Below are 16,815 nucleotides of genomic sequence, written 5' to 3' on the forward strand. Positions count from 1 at the left end.
CGGTACAGCCATGAATATGCAGGTCCTCGCCCTCGCCTTCCTCGCCACCGCCGCCGTCGGCGGCATCGCCTGGGTCTTCCTCTATCCGCTGCTGTCAGGCGAACGGAAGGCCGAGAACCGCCGGGCTTCGATCGGGCGCTCCGATGCGCCCGCGGCCAAACAGGCTGAAAAGAGCCAGCGCTCGCGCCGCGAGCAGGTCGAGACCTCGCTCAAGGATCTCGAAGCGAGGCGGGCGCGGGAAAAGAGCGTTCCGCTCCATGTCCGCATTTCACAAGCGGGGCTCGACTGGACGCCGCAGAAATTCTGGATCGCATCCGCCGTCGTGGCAGGCGTATTTTTCTTCGGCGCGCTGTTCGGTGGCGGCGGCCTGATCGGCGCGGTCGGTCTTGCCTTTGCCGGCGGCTTCGGCCTGCCGCGCTGGACACTCGGCTTCCTGAAGAAGCGCCGCGAAAACAAGTTCCTGGCGGCGCTGCCCGACGCCGTCGACGTCATCGTCCGCGGCATCAAGGCCGGCCTGCCGCTGTTCGAATCGATCAAGGTCGTGGCCCAAGATGCACCGGAGCCGCTGCGCAGCGAGTTCCTGGCTATCATCGAGACGCAGGCGATCGGCATGCCGCTCGGCGAGGCCTGTACCCGTCTCTACGATCGTATGCCGCTGCCGGAGGCCAATTTCTTCGGCATCGTGGTGTCGATCCAGCAGAAGTCGGGCGGTAACCTCTCCGAAGCGCTGGGCAACCTCTCCAAGGTGCTGCGCGACCGCAAGAAGATGAAGGAAAAGATCCAGGCGATGTCGATGGAGGCCAAGGCCTCGGCCGGCATCATTGGCTCGTTGCCGCCGATCGTGATGTTCCTCGTCTATCTCACGACGCCCGGCTACATCTCGATGCTGTGGACCCATCCCACCGGCCAGCTCATGCTGGTCGGCTGCGTCGTCTGGATGTCGGTCGGCATCATGGTGATGAAGAAGATGATCAATTTCGATTTCTGATGGTGCCGTATGGTCGACTTCCTCGTTACGAAACTGCATGATCCGCACTTCATGACCATGCTGCTGGCGGCCATCGCCGCCAGCGCCACGGTCTATACGCTGGTGATGCCGCTGTTCGCCGGCGAAGGCCTCTCCAAGCGCATGAAGGCGGTGGCGAGCGAACGCGAACGGATCCGGCAGCGCGAACGCGAACGCCTCAACAAGAGCGAGAAGGTCTCGCTGCGCCAGACGCCGAAGCAGCTCGTCTCCAGGGTCGTCGAGGACTTCAACCTCACCAAATGGCTGGCGCAGGAAGCCGCGCGCGACAAGCTCATCATGGCGGGCTATCGCGGCCAGGCGCCTTACGTGACGTTCCTGTTTGCCCGCATGGTGGCCCCGCTCGTGCTGTTCATCGGCTCGGTCGTCTACGTGTTCCTGATCGCCCATATGGAGAAGTCGATGCCGATCAAGATCGGCATGTGCGTCGGCGCCGCCTATGGCGGTCTCCAGGCGCCGATGCTGTTCCTGAAGAACGCGATCTCCAAGCGTCAGCTCTCGATCAAGCGCGCCTTTCCCGATGCGCTCGACCTGCTGCTGATCTGTATCGAATCCGGCATGTCGGTGGAAATGGCGTTCCGGAAAGTGGCGACCGAAATCGTGGGCCAATCGATCGCCCTGTCGGAGGAGTTCACCCTGACCACCGCCGAGCTGTCCTATTTGCAGGACCGCAAGGTCGCGTACGAAAACCTGGCAAGGCGCACCGGGCTCGAAGGCGTCAAGTCGGTGTGTCTTGCGCTTCAGCAGGCGGAACGCTACGGCACCCCGCTCGGCCAATCCCTGCGCGTCATGGCGCAGGAAAACCGCGACATGCGCATGAACGAAGCCGAGAAGAAGGCCGCTGCACTGCCGCCGAAGCTGACGGTGCCGATGATCCTGTTCTTCCTGCCCGTACTGTTCGTCGTCATTCTCGGACCGACCGGCATCAAGATCTCCGAGCTGCACTGACGCCGGAGATTGCGGACCGCATGCGGTCCGCAATCAATTTCGGGATCGGAAGCTCGGGTCGGATCAGTCGGGCTGGCTGAGCGAAGCAACCGGCGTCCGCTTCGACGCATCGCGCGGGCCATCGTTGCGGTTCAACATTTCCTTGAGATACGCGACGTTGGCCGCGGCCTGGTCCGGCGGCAGGTCCGCTTTCACGATGGTCTCGGCTTCAGTGAAGCGGCCCTGAAGGCCGACCACCAGGCCGAGATTCTGTCGTACCCGGGAGCTCGCACGCGGTGAAGCATAGGCCTCTCGCAGCACCTCTTCCGCCTTGGGCAGGTCCCGCGACAGCATGTAGGACAGGCCGAGATTGGAGAGCACGCCGGGATCGCCCGGCGCAATCTTCAGCGCGCTCGCATAATAACTGCGCGCCTCTTCGTGACGGCCCATCTGGTCGAGCGCCGTGCCCTGCACAGAGAGCAGACGCCAGTCCGGATTGTCAGGGGAATGCGCCTTCGACAGCACGTCGAAGGCCTGCTGGAAATTACCGTTGTCGGCGAGCGCGCGGCCGTATTGGGCAAGCAGCTGCTTGTTGCCGGGATTGGCGATGGTCGCCTGTTCGAGCACCGCGGCGGCCTGGGCGCGCTGGCCGTTGGCACGCAGGGCCTGGCCATAGGCCAGCGCCACGTCGGGATCCTTGGGGTTGGCGCGGTAGCGCTCGCTATAGGTCTCGATGGCGCGCGCGGGATCGGCCGGGGCGGCTTCCGCCTTCGGACCGATCGAGCCGGTAACATCGGAGAGTTTTGACATTGCCGTACAGCCGCCGAGGCTCGCGGCCGCCAGCGCGATCAGCGAGGCAGAGGCAAGAAGCCGTGCAGGACGGAACCATTGACGCATGACGCCTTGACTCTCGAGCCGATTGATCGAGCCGAACGCGCCAGCAATAGACTGTTAACCCTAATGGCCGGTTAACGCGGCGGACCACCGCCTTGTGGCGGCATCTCGCCGCCCAGGCCCAGATCCAGGCCGAGCAGCTTCATCTGGTCGTTCAGGTCCCGCAGCAATTGCAGCCGCTGCTGCGTCCTCCCCTCGATGTCGGCAGCGTCGCGCGGCAACGACGGCCACCGGCGCGAAAGGCCGTCACGATTGACCAGGCGGTCGGCGCGGAACTCGTCGAGCGCGGCGCGATCGATGCCGAGCGTGTCGGCAGATTGTCCGATCAACTGACGGAGCAGCCTCTTCACGTCTGCCAGCGCCGCGAGGTCGGGCGCCTGTGCCGACTTCGCGAACCTGCCGGAGAGATCCGCCCAGGCATGAGAAGTGACGAGGTAGGTGTAGAGAATGTCCGCCCAGTCCTGCCCGCCGTCATCGTAGAAGGCGCGGCGTGACAATAGCCGACGCGCCAGTGCCAGGACCTGATCCCGCTTCAACGATGCGCATGAGGCGATCTCGATCACGGACTGGACAGCGGGATCGCGGGACAGATCTCGCCCCACAGGAAGCCTGACGACGCCGTCCGGCAGATTCGAATCGAGCGGCCTGAAGGCGCCATCATTGCGCGGCCGCGAATAGCGGGCGATCGCGAAGCGGTACTCGGGCCGCTCGGCGTCGGACGCCGCGCCAAAATGGACGACGTTGAAGCCGGCGTCGTCGCCGCCCTGCCCGGTGGAGGACGGACAGGAGAGCACATAGATCGTGCGCCAGAAATCCTCTCCGCCGCTCCGGAGTGCACGCGGGTCGGGGATCGAATAGCGAGTGAGCCCCTCGACATGCCGGTGCCCGTGCAGGACCAGACTGACGTTCAGCGAGGTGGCGGCTTCGAGAAAGGTCGCGGGCGCGGCGAGATACATCAGCGGCTCGTCCGGAACCCCGAGAAACCGCTTGCCCTCGCCGGTCGCCTGCGGCAGCGGATGATGATGCAACGCCAGCACGCGCACCAGATTTTCCGCAGGCTCGGAATAATCGGCGCGTCCCGACGAGCCCATGCTGCCCGCGAGTTCGACGCTCAGCCGGGCCGATTGCGCGACCATTGCATTGTAGGCCTGCTCATCGATGTTGCCGCTGGCGAGTGTCGTCAGGCTCGCCCTGTTGGAGTCGAGCAGCACCAAATCGAGACCGCCCTGGCGGTAATAGACGCTCTTCGAGGTGCGTGGCAGGTGCAGATAGTCGTAGGCGTCGTGCCGGCCGCCGCGCTGACTAGGACGCTTGACGTCGTGATTGCCGGCAACCGCCTGGATGTCGGTGAACAGGCCGGTCTGCCGGAAGGATGCGATGACCGCGAGCGCTTCGTCGAGCGCACGCGGTGTCGGGTCGTTCACGAGATCGCCTGTGATCAGCAGGATGCGGTCGGTCACATCCGAAAAGTCCGCCATCCGCTCGCGCAGCGCCTCGGCAAGGGCCTCGATCGTCGCAAGCAGCCGGCCTGACCCGTCCAGATGAAGGTCGGATATCTGCGCAATGACAAACGATCTATCCATGTTGCGCCGCTCATTGCGAATGCTGCGTCGCCCAAACGATTGAGGGAAATGCCTTCGACGAAGAGTGCAGTCAGATATCAACCCGGATCGGCATCAACCGAGATTCAAGCGGCGCCCCTGCGCTCGATACGTGCAGTCGCGCGTGGTACAACCTAAAAAATATTCATCAATAATGCCACAACCGCAGCGCTAGTAAAGCCCTGCGGCAACCCGCTCGTGAACGGCAGTTCTTAAGCCACATACGCGCGCAATCAGCAGATAGTTTCGCTGGGCCGATCAATATTCGATGGCGAGACGCTTGCGGATCTCGTCAATGCGTTTGTCGAGCGCATCGAACCGCGCATGGATCGATCGATCATGGAGATAGAAGACGTAGCCGCCGGCGAGGAACGCGAAGACCCAGTGGTGATGCTCGACATAGCCAAAGACGGCCTCGATGGCCTGGCCGATGAATGTGATCACGCCCCACACAACTTCCATTGCAATTCCTCCCGGCACGCTTCGTCTTCGGTCGCCGGCGTTCTCTGCGCAATCTGGCAACCGCTGCCGGAACCTAGCATGGCTGCTTCTCTGCGAGTAGCGGCTCACTGCGCAGTGACCGCAATGCCGATTGCAGCCACCGCAAAACTCTGCGAAGTCTCCTCCAACCGAATGACCTTGCGGACCCGCCAATGCCTTCCGTCTTCGAGACGTCCACCACTGCCACCCCGATCACCTTCGTCACCAAATCGAGCTGGGATGCCGTGCGCGAGACGCTCCCGCCGGCGCAACGCCAGTTCGCCACCGCGAGCGCCTTTGCCGCCAAGCCGGGCGGCTATCTCGCACTGCCCGCGCCCGACGGGACAATCGCGCAAGTGCTGTTCGGCCTCGAGGACGACGGCGCCAGATCGCGCGATCCGTTCCGGCCGGGCGCATTGCCGGGCCTGCTGCCGCCGGGCACCTATCGATTTGCCAATGCACCGCACGATGCACGACTGGCGGCGCTCGCCTTCGCGCTCGGCAGCTACCGCTTCGCCCGTTACCGCAAGGCTGATAGCCCCGACGTCCGGCTGGTACCGCCTGACGGCGTCGACCCCGCCGAGATCGACCGCATGGCGGATGCCGCGATGCTGGCGCGCGACCTCATCAACACACCGTCCAACGACATGGGGCCGGAGGAGCTGGCCGCGGCCGCGCAAGAGCTCGCCGCTGAATTCGGCGCAAACTACGCCTGCACCATCGGCGAGGATCTCAAAGCGAACTTTCCGCTGATCCACGCCGTCGGCATGGCCTCGGATCGTGCGCCGCGGCTGATCGACATCATCTGGGGTGATCCCGGCCATCCCAAGGTGACGCTGGTCGGCAAGGGCGTCTGCTTCGACACCGGCGGGCTTGATCTGAAGCCGTCGAGCGGCATGCTGATCATGAAGAAAGACATGGGCGGCGCCGCCAACGTGCTGGCGCTGGCGCGCATGGTGATGGATGCGAAGCTGAAGGTGCGCCTGCGCGTGCTGATTCCGGCCGTCGAGAACGCCGTCTCCGGCAATGCCTTCCGCCCGCTCGACATCTTCACCTCCCGCAAGGGCATCACCGTCGAGATCGGCAATACCGACGCGGAGGGCCGGCTGGTGCTCGCCGACGCGCTGGCGCTGGCCGACGAGGAGAAACCCGAACTGCTGATCGATCTGGGCACGCTGACCGGCGCCGCGCGCGTCGCGCTGGGGCCGGATTTACCGCCCTTTTACACCAATGATGAGACGCTGGCCGCCGACGTCGCGCGCTGCGCGATGAAGGAGAACGATCCCTTGTGGCGCATGCCGCTGTGGCCACCCTACGATGCCTGGCTGGACTCCAAGACCGCCACCATCACCAACGCGCCTTCCGGCGGCTTTGCCGGCTCGATCACCTGCGCGCTGTTCCTGCAGCGCTTCGTCGAGCACGCCACGAGCTGGCTTCACGTGGATATTTATGGCTGGACGCCGTCGGCCAAGCCGGCGCGTCCCGAGGGCGGCGAATGCCAGGCCGCCCGTGCCATCTACAAGGTGCTGAGCGAGCGCTATGCATGATCCAAGACACGATCCAAGGCTGACACCGGCACGCGGCGACATCGCCGCGGCATATCTCGAAGGCAAGGTGCAAGCCGATCGCTTCGTCACGGGCGAGGAATTCGAGGTGGTCGCGCCGATCGCGCCGATGCGCGAACAGCCATCGTCGAACGCGATGCTGATGACGGAAGCGCTGCGCGGCGAGCGCGTCACGGTCTATGACCGCAACGGCGAAGGCTGGGCCTGGGGCCAGCTCGGCGGCGATGGCTATGTCGGCTGGCTGCCTGACGCGACGCTGATGAAGCCTGTGGCCGCGCTGACGCACAAGGTCAGCGCGCTGCGGACGCTCGCCTTCCCCGGTCCCTCGATCAAGCTGCCACCGGTCGACATGCTGGTGCTGGGATCGAAGCTCGCGATCGCCCGCGAGGACGGCAGTTTCGCCGTCACGCGCGAGGGCACATTCCTGCCGAACACCCATCTCGCGCCGCTCGACCATCGCGAGCTGGACTTTGTCGCGGTCGCCGAGCGCTTCGTCGGCACGCCCTATCTCTGGGGCGGCAAGAGCAGTTTGGGCATCGACTGCTCCGGCCTGGTCCAGATCTCGCTGACGTCAGCCGGCACCGGCTGCCCGCGCGACAGCGACATGCAGCAGGCCGGACTCGGCCGCGCACTGGAGCCGCATGAACGAAACAGTCTGCTGCGCGGCGATCTGATCTTCTGGAAGGGCCATGTCGCCATCGCGCGCGATGGGAGCACGGTGGTTCACGCCAACGCGCATCACATGGCGACGGTGGTCGAAGCCATCGAGCCGGCGATTGCGCGGATCAAGGCGGCCGGCAGCGAAGTCGTCGCGATCAAGCGGCTCTGACCGGACTTACGTCGCGACCGCCCCGTTGCCTGTCGTCTCGATCCGGAACGCCGCCGCGAACAGCGCACGGGTGTAATCCGTCTTGGGATTCTTGAACAGCTCCGCGGCCTGGCCTTCCTCGACCACCTTGCCGCCGCGCATCACGATGAGATGGCTGGCGAGCGAGGCGACGACGCGCAGATCGTGCGAGATGAACATGTAGGTGAGATCGCGCCGGCGCTGCAATTCACGTAGCAAATCGACCATCTGCGCCTGAATGAGCATGTCGAGCGCGCTGGTCGGCTCGTCCAGCACGACGAAATCCGGCTCGAGCACCACCGCGCGCGCAATGCTGATGCGCTGGCGCTGGCCACCGGAGAATTCGTGTGGGTAGCGGTAACGGGTGTCCGGCTTCAGCCCGACATCCTCCAGCGCCTTGACGACACGCGCCTCCCGCTCCTCGCGCGACAGCTTCGGCTGATGCACGGAAAGGCCTTCGGCGATGATGTCGGCGACCGACATGCGCGGGCTGAGCGAGCCGAACGGATCCTGGAACACGATCTGCATGTCGCGCCGGAACGGCCGCATCTCCTTGAAGCGCAGGCCCTGGATATCTTTTCCAAGGAATACGATCCGCCCGTTCGACGAGATCAGCCGCATCAGCGCCAGTCCGAGCGTGGTCTTGCCCGAACCGGATTCACCGACGACGCCGAGCGTCTCGCCCTTGCGCACGGCAACGCTGACACCATCGACCGCCTTGATGTGGCCGACCGTCTTGCGCATCAGGCCGCGCTTGATCGGAAACCACACCTTGAGATCATCGGCCGACATCACCACCGGCGCATCCGGCTGCGGTGGCGCCGGATCCGGCTTCGGCTCGGCCGCGAGCAGATCGCGCGTATAGGGATGTTTTGGAGTCTTGAAGACCTGCTCGACCGGCCCCTGCTCGACGATCACACCGCCTTTCATGACACAGACGGTGTCGGCGATGCGGCGCACGATGCCGAGATCGTGGGTGATGAAGAGCAGGCTCATGCCGAGCCGCGAACGGATTTCGGCGAGCAACGCCAGGATCTGCGCCTGCACGGTGACATCAAGCGCCGTGGTCGGCTCGTCCGCGATCAGCAAATCCGGCTCGTTGGCGAGCGCCATCGCGATCATCACGCGCTGGCGCTGGCCGCCGGAGAGCTGGTGCGGATAGCTGTTCAGTCGCGTCTCCGGCTCTGGAATGCCGACCTGCGTCAGCAGTTCCAGCGTGCGCTTGCGCGCCTGCGCGTTGCTGGTCGGATTGTGCAGCTGGATGATCTCGCCGATTTGCGCCTCGATCGTGTGCAGCGGATTGAGCGAGGTCATCGGCTCCTGGAAGATGATGGAGATGTCGCTGCCGCGGATCTCCCGCATCTCTCGCTCCGTCTGGTCGATCAGCTCCTGTCCCTTGAAGCGAATGCTGCCAGAGGGATGCGACGCGCTGGGATAGGGCAGCAGTTTCAGGATCGAGAGCGCGCTGACCGATTTGCCGGAGCCGGATTCGCCGACCAGCGCGACGCATTCGCCGCGCTTGATCTGGAACGAGACCTTGTCGACCGCAAGCGTCGTGTTGCCGCCCTGGTGGAAGGCCACCGAGAGATCGCGTACTGCAAGCAAAGGCTGGTTGATCGCGTCCATCACGCCCTCACTTGAACGTCTTGCGCGGATCGAAAGCGTCGCGCACGGCTTCGCCGATGAAGATCAGCAGCGACAGCATGATCGCAACCGAAAAGAAGCCGGAGAAACCGAGCCATGGCGCCTGCACGTTCGACTTGCCCTGCGACAGCAGCTCGCCGAGCGACGGCGAGCCGGGCGGCAGCCCAAAGCCGAGGAAGTCCAGCGCCGTCAGCGTCATCACCGAACTCGACACGATGAACGGCAGGAACGTCATGGTCGCGACCATCGCGTTCGGCAGCAAATGCTTGAACATGATCACGGAGCTCGACACGCCGAGCGCTCGCGCCGCCTGGATGTACTCGAAATTCCGCCCGCGCAAAAATTCCGCGCGCACCAGTCCGACCAGCGACACCCAGGAAAACAAGAGCAGGATGCCGAGAAGCACGAAGAAGCCGGGCACCAGCACCGACGACAGGATCAGCAGCAGATAGAGTGACGGGATCGCAGTCCATATTTCAATGAAACGCTGGAACAACAGGTCGATCCAGCCGCCGAAATAGCCTTGCACCGCGCCGGCGGCGATGCCGATGACGGAGGAAACGATGGTCAGGCAGAGGCCGAACAGCACCGAGATGCGGAAGCCGTAGATCAGCCGCGCCACCACGTCGCGGCCCTGATCGTCGGTGCCGAGCCAGTTGTATTCGAGGTCGCGGCAGCTCTTGAGGCCCTTCTTCTCGACGACAGGTTTGCATTGCGCCTCCGTCAACATCCAGGTTGGCGGCGACGGCGCCGGCGTCGGCAGGTCGAGATTATGGGTGTCGTAGGAGTAGCGAATGAGCGGCCAGACGATGCTGCCGCTCTTGTCCTTGATCAGCTTCTGCAGATAGGGATCGCGATAGTCGGCCGCCGTTTCGAAGTCGCCGCCGAAGGTCGTCTCCGAATAGGTGACGAAGGCCGGCCAATAGAGATGGCCGTCATATTTGACCAGGAACGGCCGGTCATTGGCGATCAGCTCGGCGAACAGAGACACCACGAACAGGATCATGAAGATCCAGAACGACCAGTAACCGCGCCGGTTCGCCTTGAAATTCTGCCAGCGCCGCCTGTTGAGCGGCGACGGCACGAACGGCTTGCGCGTGATCGGCACGACGTCCCCGAGCGGCGACTTTGCAGTGGTCTCGATCGGGGTGGGAGCGGCCAGCGTCATCAGACCTCCCGCGCCTCGAAATCGATCCGCGGATCGATCCACATATAGGCCAGGTCAGAGATGAGGTTGACCACGAGGCCGACGAGCGAAAAGATGAAGAGCGTGCCGAACACCACGGGGTAGTCGCGGTTGAGAACGCTCTCGAAACTGAGCAGCCCCAACCCGTCCAGTGAGAAGATGGTCTCGATCAGAAGCGAGCCCGAGAAGAAGGCGTGGATGAAGGTACTGGGAAAACCCGCGATGACGATGAGCATCGCGTTGCGGAAGACGTGACCATAGAGCACCCGGTTCTCGCTGCAGCCCTTCGCGCGCGCGGTCATCACGTATTGCTTGCGAATCTCGTCGAGAAACGAGTTCTTGGTCAGGAACGTCATGGTGGTGAACGCGCCGAGCCCCATCGCGATCAGCGGCAGCGTCAAATGCCAGAAGTAATCGATGATCTTCCAGTACCAGGGAAATTGCGACCAGCCGTCCGACGTCAGCCCGCGCAGCGGGAACCAGTTGAAGAACGAGCCGCCGGCAAACAGGATGATCAGGAGGATCGCGAACAGGAAGCCGGGAATCGCGTAACCGAGCACGAGCACGGTCGACGTCCAGGTGTCGAAGCGCGTTCCGTCCTTGACCGCTTTGCGGATGCCGAGCGGTATCGAGATCAGATACGTCAGGAACGTCAGCCAGATGCCGAGCGAGATCGAGACCGGCAGCTTTTCCTTGACCAGCTGGAGCACGCTCACATCGCGAAAATAGCTGTTGCCGAAATCGAAGCGGGCGAAATTCCACACCATCAATGCGAAGCGCTCCGGTGCCGGCTTGTCAAAGCCAAACTGCTTCTCCAGCTTCTTGATGAAGTCAGGGTCGAGGCCTTGCGCGCCGCGATACTTGGAGTTGATGGCATCGCCACCAGCGCCCAGCTGCCCCGGCGCGCGCTGCGCAAAGTCGCCGCCGCCCGAAATGCGCGAGGTCCCGCCGGTGTCGGCGCCGGAAAGCTGCGCGATCACGCGTTCGACCGGACCGCCCGGCGCGAACTGCACGACGATGAACGAGACGAAGAGGATTCCGAGCAACGTCGGGATCATCAGGAGGATGCGGCGGGCGATATAGGCGCTCATGACTACTTCGCCTGCTCGAGCTTGGCGGCCTTGGCCGCGTCAAACCACCAGTTCTCGGGCGCACCGACGCCTTGCGCATATTTCGGCGCCTTCTCTGGATGGCTGAACTGGTCCCAATAGGCGACGCGATGGAAGTTCGCATACCATTGCGGCACCCAATAGCGCCCGGCGCGGAAGACGCGGTCGAACGCCCGGCAGGCCGTGGTCAGCTCCGCCCTGGTCTGGGCGGCAATGATCTTGTCGATCAGCGCGTCGACGATCGGATCGGAGATGCCGGCGAGATTGTACGAGCCTTTGGTCTTGGCCGCCTGTGAGGAGAAGAACGCCCGCATCGCATCGCCAGGCGTCGCCGACATCGAGAAGCGTTCGATCGTCATATCGAAATCGAAATCCTCAAGTCGCGCGCGGTACTGCACGGCATCGACCAGACGGAATGTGGCGTCGATGCCGAGCGTCGCGAGGTTCTTCAAGTAAGGCCCGTGATGCGGCTGGATCGACTGCTCATCGTTTAGGAATTCGATCGTGAACGGCTCGCCATTGGGCAGCACCCGCTTGCGGTCCTTGACGACGTAGCCGGCTTCGTTGAGCAACTCGCTCGCCTTGCGCAGCAGAGCGCGATCCTGTCCGGAGCCGTCCGACACCGGCGGCACGAAAGGCTGGCCGAACACTTCGTCGGGCACCTTGCCACGGAAGGGCTCCAGCAGTGCGAGCTCTTCAGCCGAAGGCGGGCCGGATACCATCATATCGGAGTTCTGGAACGGCGAGTGCGTGCGCGCATAGGCGCCGTACATGATCGACTTGTTAGTCCACTCGAAGTCGAACGCGTAGATCAGCGCTTCGCGCACGCGCGGATCGCCGAACTTGTTGCGACGGAGATTGATGAACCATCCCTGCGCCCCCGACGGCGTCTCGTCCGGCAGCTGCTCTTGCTTGACGCGGCCGTCCTTCACTGCTGGGAAATCGTAACGCGTCGCCCAGATGCGCGACGTGAGCTCCTCGCGGAATAGATAATTCTTGCCGGTAAAGCCTTCGAAGGCGACATCACGATCGCGGTAGAATTCGTAGCGCACCGTATCGAAATTATAGCTGCCGCGGCAGACCGGCAGGTCGGCGCCCCACCAGTCCTTGACACGCTCGTATTCGATGTAGCGGTTGACCTCGAACTTGCCGACCTTGTAGGGGCCGGAGCCCAGCGGCGTATCGAGCGTCGATTCATCGAACGCGCGCGCGGCGTAATACGCCCTCGAGAAGATCGGCAGGCTCGCGACATAGAGCGGCACATCGCGTGCACGGTTCGGCGCGAAGGTGACGACCACGGTGGCGTCGTCGAGCGCCTCGGCCTTCACGAAATCGCGGAGCTGCACGACGATCAGCGGATGGCCCTTCTCCTTCAGCGCGGTGAGCGAGAAGGCGACGTCATGCGCTGTGAGCTTCGAGCCGTCGTGGAAACGGGCCTCGGGACGCATCGTGAAGGTGTAGGTCAGCTTGTCCGGCGAGATCCGCACCGATTTCGCCGCAAGCCCGTACATCGCATCGGGCTCGTCATTGGCGCGCGCCATCAACGGCGCGAAGGTCATGTCCATGCCCTGCGCGCCCTCGCCCTTCAGGATGTAGGCGTTGAGCGAAGAGAAGGTGAAATAGGACTGGTTGTAGGCCCGCACCGAGGGGATGAGCGAGAACGCGCCGCCCTTCGGCGCGTCGACATTGACGTAGCCGAAATGGTGGAAGTCGACTGGATATTTGAGATCGCCGAAGGCCGAGATGCCGTGGACTTCGGCGGGCCCCTCGGACGCCGCCGCGCTGTGGAGTGCGGCAGTGCTGAACGCGCCGCCAACACCGAGGACCAGCACATGCCGGCGTGAAAGCTGCGCCATGCGGGAAATGTCCTTCACGACTTCTTTGCGATCCGCGCCGCCTTGTCTGCGTCGTACCACCAGACGAATGGAAAGCCGGACTGGCCGTATTTGGGCAATTCCGCCGGCCGACCGAAGCGATCCCAGCGCGCAGTGCGCACCTTCGTGTAGGTCCACTGCGGCACGACATAGTGATTCCACAGCAGCACGCGGTCCAGCGCTTTGGTTGCGGCGACGAGATCATCGCGATCCCTGGAATAGATCAGCCGCTCGATCAGCTTGTCGATCGCCGGATTCTTGATGCCGGCAATATTGCGCGAGCCGGCTATGTCGGCCGTCTTCGACGACCAGAACTCACGCTGCTCGTTGCCCGGCGACTGCGACTCGCCCCAGGAGTTGGTGACGACGTCGAAATCCCACTCGCGAGTCCTGTTCTCATATTGGGTCGGGTCGACCGTCCGCACGCTCACCGCAATGCCCAGCCGTTCCAGCGACGGCTTGTAGAACAACGTGACCCGTTCGAAGCTCGGATCCTGGTTCAGCAATTCAAGAGAGAATTGGGTGCCGCTCTTGACGTCGATCAGCTTGCGGTCGCGCACCTCGTAGCCGGCCTCCTTGAACAGGCGCAGCGCCTCGCGGAGATTGTCGCGCACGGCTTCCGGAGTGCCGCCGACCGGATTTGTGTAGGGCGTCGTGAAGACTTCGGGCGGGACTTGGGCCCGAATCGTCTCGAGGATTTCGAGCTCTTTTCCCTGCGGCAATCCCGTCGCCATAAGCTCGTCGAGGCCATCAAAATAGCTGCTGACGCGCTTGTACTGACCATAGAAGAGCTGCTTGTTCATCTCTTCGTAGTCGAACGCGTAGTTGAGCGCACGGCGAACGCGGGGGTCGCTGAACTTGGCGCGGCGCAGGTTCGGCACGAAGGCTTGCATCACGCCGGAGCTGCGATTGGCGAACTCCTCGAGGATCACGCGCTTTTCGGTCACAGCCGGGAAATCGTAGGCTGTCGCCCAGTTCTTGGCGCTGTTCTCGGTGCGCCAATCGACCTGATCGGCCTTGAAAGCCTCGATCGCGACAGTGGCATCGCGGAAATACTCGTAGCGCAGCTCGTCGAAATTGTTACGGCCCACATTGGCGGCGAGGTCGCGCCCCCAATAATCCTTGACGCGCTCCAACGCAATCGAGCGTCCGGCCACGAATTCCTTGACCTTGTAGGGGCCGGAGCCAAGCGGCACTTCGAGCGTGGTCGCCGAGACATCGCGCTTGCGGCCCTGCGGGTCCGTTCCCTCCCACCAATGCTTGGGCAGGACCGTGAGCTGCCCGACTATCTGCGGCAGTTCGCGGTTCCCCGGCGCGTCGAATACGAATTTCACGTCGCGCTCACCGACCTTCTCCGCCTTCACCACATGGCTGTAATAGGCTGAGTACATCGGGTGGTGCTTCTTGAAGGAATCGAGCGAGAAGATCACGTCCTCGACGGTGACCGGATTGCCATCATGCCATTTGGCCTGTGGCCGCAAACGATAGATGACGAAGGAGAAATCGTCCGGATGGCTCACGGCTTCGGCCAGCGCGCCGTATTCGGTCGAGACTTCGTCGAGCGAAGGCGTCGTGAGGGATTCGTAGATGAATGCGACGGCACCGGAGACCTGCCCCTTCACCCCTGATACGACGATATTGAAATTGTCGAAGGTGCCCACGGCGATCTGGCGAGCGACGCCCGCTTTGGGCGCATCAGGATTGACGTAGTCGAAGCGCTTGAAGTCGGCCGGATATTTGACGTTGCCGAACAGCGACAACGCGTGGCGCCAAGGCACCTCGCCCGCCGATTGCGCCTCTGCCGTGCCGACGACGGGAACACCCGCCACGGAGCCGAAGGCGGGAAGCGCAGCAACGGCGGCGCCGGTGAGCAGGAGATCGCGTCGGGTAATGGCCAAATCAACATCCCAGTCTTGAAGGAGGTTACCCCTTTAAGTGCTCAATATAGGCGAGGTTTCGACGGAATATGTTGCTTTTTCCTCATCTTCGAAGGCCGGGCGGCCTGTCAGATGCGGCCAAACGCCCCGATAACAACGCCGCGAGGCCCGAATACGGAAACGGCCAGGCTTTGAGGCCTGGCCGCACATCTGAGATCGAGATCCAAGGGCCTTATTCGAGAGCCTTATTTCGCCGCAGTCGGGAGCGGCTTCGGGCTGTCGGAGAGGCTGTTCAGATAGGCGATGACGTCGGCGCGCTCGCTATCCTTCGGGATGCCGGCAAAGCCCATTGCGGTGCCGGGGATGTCGCCCTTCGGGTTGGCGATGAACTTGTTCAGCTCGTCAATGGTCCAGGTGCCGCCCTTGGCCTTCATCGCGGCCGAGAAGTTGAAGCCGTTGCGGCCTTCGCCGCGATGGTCGTCAACGATGCCAAAGAGGTTCGGGCCGACCCGATTCGGGCCACCCTTTTCGAAGGTATGGCAGGCGCCGCACTTCTTGGCGGCAGAAGCGCCCTTCTCGACGGAGGCGGTCTGAAGCAGCTTTTCGATCGGCTCGGAAGGCGCGGCAGCGGCAGCACCGCCCTCCTTGTCGCCGGCCACTTCCTTCACGGCGATCTCGAAGCCGGGCTTTTCCGGAAATTTCGGCGAGAACAGCGCCTGGGCGGTGAAGCTCGTCACCAGCAGAATAAGACAGGTGCCAAGCACGGCACCGATGATCTTGTTGAGTTCGAAAGAGTCCATTTCCGGCCAGGCCCCACACCGCAAGAAGGAATAAGCGGCCGTGCGACCGCCAGGACGAGCCTCGGGAGAATCAAAAACGTTCCTTATTGTTTCCCCGAGTTTTGCCATTGAGATATCGGTTTGCCCGGGGTCTGGCAACCCGTATAAGCGACCCGGCTTTCAGCCCATCCCCACCCCATTTCTCGGTGCGGAAAACGTCCCGTTTCCAGGCCCTTGAACCCAGTCGCTTGAACCAATGACCGCCCCCCGCATCCTGGTGCTGATCCCGGCCCGCATGGCCGCTACCCGCCTGCCCGGCAAGCCGCTTGCCGATATCGCGGGCCTGCCGATGATCGTGCATGTGATGCGGCGCGCCGAGGCCGCTGGCATCGGCCGGGTCGCGGTGGCAACCGACACGGCGGAAATCGCCGCAGTCGTGACCGCCCATGGCGGCGAGGCCGTGATGACGCGCGCGGAGCACCCCTCAGGCTCCGACCGCATCCACGAGGCCATGCAGAAGCTCGATCCGGACCGCAAGGCCGAGATCGTGGTCAATCTCCAGGGCGATTTCCCGACGATCACGATCGACAATATCCGCGAGGTGCTGCCGCCGCTGGAAGACCCGGCTGTGGACATCGCCACGCTGGCTTCGCAGATCCACACCGAGGAGGAGGACCTCGCCCCGAGCGTCGTCAAGGCGATCGGAACCTCGCTTGGGGGTAAGCGGATGCGCGCACTTTATTTCACCCGCGCCACCGCGCCGACCGGAGACGGACCGCGCTACCACCATATCGGCCTCTATGCCTATCGCCGCGCCGCGCTGGAGCGCTACGTTTCGCTGCCGCCCTCGCCCCTGGAGCTGCAGGAGAAACTTGAGCAGCTCCGGGCCCTGGAGGCCGGAATGCGCATCGACTTCACCATCGTCGATACCGTGCCCCGCGGGGTCGACACGCCGGCGGACCTCGAGACCGCCCGCGGCATCCTTTCCAAATCCTGAGCCGCTGCTAC

At 63.5% G+C, this 16,815-nt stretch carries 14 protein-coding genes; 5 read left to right on the top strand and 9 right to left on the bottom strand.

Going from position 1 to position 16,815, the window contains the following annotated elements:
* Positions 1–10: 10 nt before the first annotated feature.
* Positions 11–988: a type II secretion system F family protein gene (locus V1280_RS25705; protein ID WP_334530570.1), complete on the top strand. Its 978-nt coding sequence runs from the start codon at positions 11–13 to the stop codon at positions 986–988.
* Positions 989–997: 9 nt separating this feature from the next.
* Entirely contained in the window at positions 998–1,972 is a 975-nt protein-coding gene (locus V1280_RS25710) for a type II secretion system F family protein (protein WP_334530573.1), read from the top strand.
* A gap of 63 nt (positions 1,973–2,035) precedes the next feature.
* Here V1280_RS25710 and V1280_RS25715 read toward each other — a convergent pair whose 3' ends face one another.
* The 3 genes from V1280_RS25715 to V1280_RS25725 all read right to left on the bottom strand — a co-directional run bounded on the left by V1280_RS25715 (position 2,036) and on the right by V1280_RS25725 (position 4,908).
* Positions 2,036–2,848: a tetratricopeptide repeat protein gene (locus V1280_RS25715; protein ID WP_334530576.1), complete on the bottom strand. Its 813-nt coding sequence runs from the start codon at positions 2,846–2,848 to the stop codon at positions 2,036–2,038.
* A 71-nt stretch (positions 2,849–2,919) separates the two neighbouring features.
* Positions 2,920–4,428: a metallophosphoesterase family protein gene (locus V1280_RS25720; protein WP_334530579.1), complete on the bottom strand. Its 1,509-nt coding sequence runs from the start codon at positions 4,426–4,428 to the stop codon at positions 2,920–2,922.
* Positions 4,429–4,704: 276 nt separating this feature from the next.
* A complete protein-coding gene (locus tag V1280_RS25725; RefSeq protein ID WP_148776834.1) occupies positions 4,705–4,908 on the bottom strand; it encodes a hypothetical protein in 204 nt (67 codons plus the stop codon).
* A gap of 191 nt (positions 4,909–5,099) precedes the next feature.
* Here V1280_RS25725 and V1280_RS25730 point away from each other — a divergent pair, with 191 nt between their 5' ends.
* Both V1280_RS25730 and V1280_RS25735 read left to right on the top strand, forming a co-directional pair.
* On the top strand, positions 5,100–6,473 hold the full coding sequence (locus tag V1280_RS25730) for a leucyl aminopeptidase family protein (RefSeq protein WP_334530585.1): 1,374 nt from the start codon (positions 5,100–5,102) through the stop codon (positions 6,471–6,473).
* Positions 6,466–7,320: a C40 family peptidase gene (locus V1280_RS25735; RefSeq protein ID WP_334530587.1), complete on the top strand. Its 855-nt coding sequence runs from the start codon at positions 6,466–6,468 to the stop codon at positions 7,318–7,320. The genes V1280_RS25730 and V1280_RS25735 overlap by 8 nt, the downstream gene beginning before the upstream one ends.
* A 6-nt stretch (positions 7,321–7,326) precedes the next feature.
* Here V1280_RS25735 and V1280_RS25740 read toward each other — a convergent pair whose 3' ends face one another.
* The 6 genes from V1280_RS25740 to V1280_RS25765 all read right to left on the bottom strand — a co-directional run bounded on the left by V1280_RS25740 (position 7,327) and on the right by V1280_RS25765 (position 15,828).
* Positions 7,327–8,964 (bottom strand): ABC transporter ATP-binding protein, encoded by a 1,638-nt coding sequence (locus V1280_RS25740; protein WP_334530590.1) that lies wholly within the window; start codon positions 8,962–8,964, stop codon positions 7,327–7,329.
* A gap of 7 nt (positions 8,965–8,971) precedes the next feature.
* Positions 8,972–10,150: an ABC transporter permease gene (locus V1280_RS25745; protein ID WP_334530593.1), complete on the bottom strand. Its 1,179-nt coding sequence runs from the start codon at positions 10,148–10,150 to the stop codon at positions 8,972–8,974.
* Positions 10,150–11,259 carry a microcin C ABC transporter permease YejB gene (locus tag V1280_RS25750; RefSeq protein ID WP_334530596.1) on the bottom strand — a complete coding sequence of 370 codons (1,110 nt, stop codon included), beginning with the start codon at positions 11,257–11,259 and terminating at the stop codon, positions 10,150–10,152. Before V1280_RS25750 ends, V1280_RS25745 begins: the two co-directional genes overlap by 1 nt.
* 2 nt (positions 11,260–11,261) lie before the next feature.
* The gene (locus V1280_RS25755) at positions 11,262–13,133 is read right to left on the bottom strand and encodes an extracellular solute-binding protein (RefSeq protein ID WP_334530599.1); all 1,872 of its coding nucleotides are present in this window, start codon (positions 13,131–13,133) and stop codon (positions 11,262–11,264) included.
* Positions 13,134–13,147: 14 nt separating this feature from the next.
* Entirely contained in the window at positions 13,148–15,049 is a 1,902-nt protein-coding gene (locus V1280_RS25760; RefSeq protein WP_334530602.1) for an ABC transporter substrate-binding protein, read from the bottom strand.
* A gap of 224 nt (positions 15,050–15,273) precedes the next feature.
* Positions 15,274–15,828, bottom strand: coding sequence for a c-type cytochrome (locus V1280_RS25765; RefSeq protein ID WP_148776842.1), 555 nt, complete (start codon positions 15,826–15,828; stop codon positions 15,274–15,276).
* 235 nt (positions 15,829–16,063) lie between these two features.
* On the opposite strand from V1280_RS25765, the gene V1280_RS25770 reads away from it, so the two are divergent.
* Positions 16,064–16,804: a 3-deoxy-manno-octulosonate cytidylyltransferase gene (locus V1280_RS25770; RefSeq protein ID WP_334530607.1), complete on the top strand. Its 741-nt coding sequence runs from the start codon at positions 16,064–16,066 to the stop codon at positions 16,802–16,804.
* The last annotated feature ends 11 nt before the right edge of the window (positions 16,805–16,815 follow it).

Origin of the sequence: Bradyrhizobium sp. AZCC 2230, from assembly GCF_036924495.1 — a bacterium.
In the GTDB taxonomy this organism is placed as follows: domain Bacteria; phylum Pseudomonadota; class Alphaproteobacteria; order Rhizobiales; family Xanthobacteraceae; genus Bradyrhizobium; species Bradyrhizobium rifense.

Bases quoted from the DNA above. Each gene is read 5' to 3' on its own strand.
- V1280_RS25705 (WP_334530570.1), top strand. From the start codon at position 11: ATGAATATGCAGGTCCTCGCCCTCGCCTTCCTCGCCACCGCCGCCGTC.
- V1280_RS25710 (WP_334530573.1), top strand. From the start codon at position 998: ATGGTCGACTTCCTCGTTACGAAACTGCATGATCCGCACTTCATGACC.
- V1280_RS25715 (WP_334530576.1), bottom strand. From the start codon at position 2,848: ATGCGTCAATGGTTCCGTCCTGCACGGCTTCTTGCCTCTGCCTCGCTG.
- V1280_RS25720 (WP_334530579.1), bottom strand. From the start codon at position 4,428: ATGGATAGATCGTTTGTCATTGCGCAGATATCCGACCTTCATCTGGAC.
- V1280_RS25725 (WP_148776834.1), bottom strand. From the start codon at position 4,908: ATGGAAGTTGTGTGGGGCGTGATCACATTCATCGGCCAGGCCATCGAG.
- V1280_RS25730 (WP_334530585.1), top strand. From the start codon at position 5,100: ATGCCTTCCGTCTTCGAGACGTCCACCACTGCCACCCCGATCACCTTC.
- V1280_RS25735 (WP_334530587.1), top strand. From the start codon at position 6,466: ATGCATGATCCAAGACACGATCCAAGGCTGACACCGGCACGCGGCGAC.
- V1280_RS25740 (WP_334530590.1), bottom strand. From the start codon at position 8,964: ATGGACGCGATCAACCAGCCTTTGCTTGCAGTACGCGATCTCTCGGTG.
- V1280_RS25745 (WP_334530593.1), bottom strand. From the start codon at position 10,150: ATGACGCTGGCCGCTCCCACCCCGATCGAGACCACTGCAAAGTCGCCG.
- V1280_RS25750 (WP_334530596.1), bottom strand. From the start codon at position 11,259: ATGAGCGCCTATATCGCCCGCCGCATCCTCCTGATGATCCCGACGTTG.
- V1280_RS25755 (WP_334530599.1), bottom strand. From the start codon at position 13,133: ATGGCGCAGCTTTCACGCCGGCATGTGCTGGTCCTCGGTGTTGGCGGC.
- V1280_RS25765 (WP_148776842.1), bottom strand. From the start codon at position 15,828: ATGGACTCTTTCGAACTCAACAAGATCATCGGTGCCGTGCTTGGCACC.
- V1280_RS25770 (WP_334530607.1), top strand. From the start codon at position 16,064: ATGACCGCCCCCCGCATCCTGGTGCTGATCCCGGCCCGCATGGCCGCT.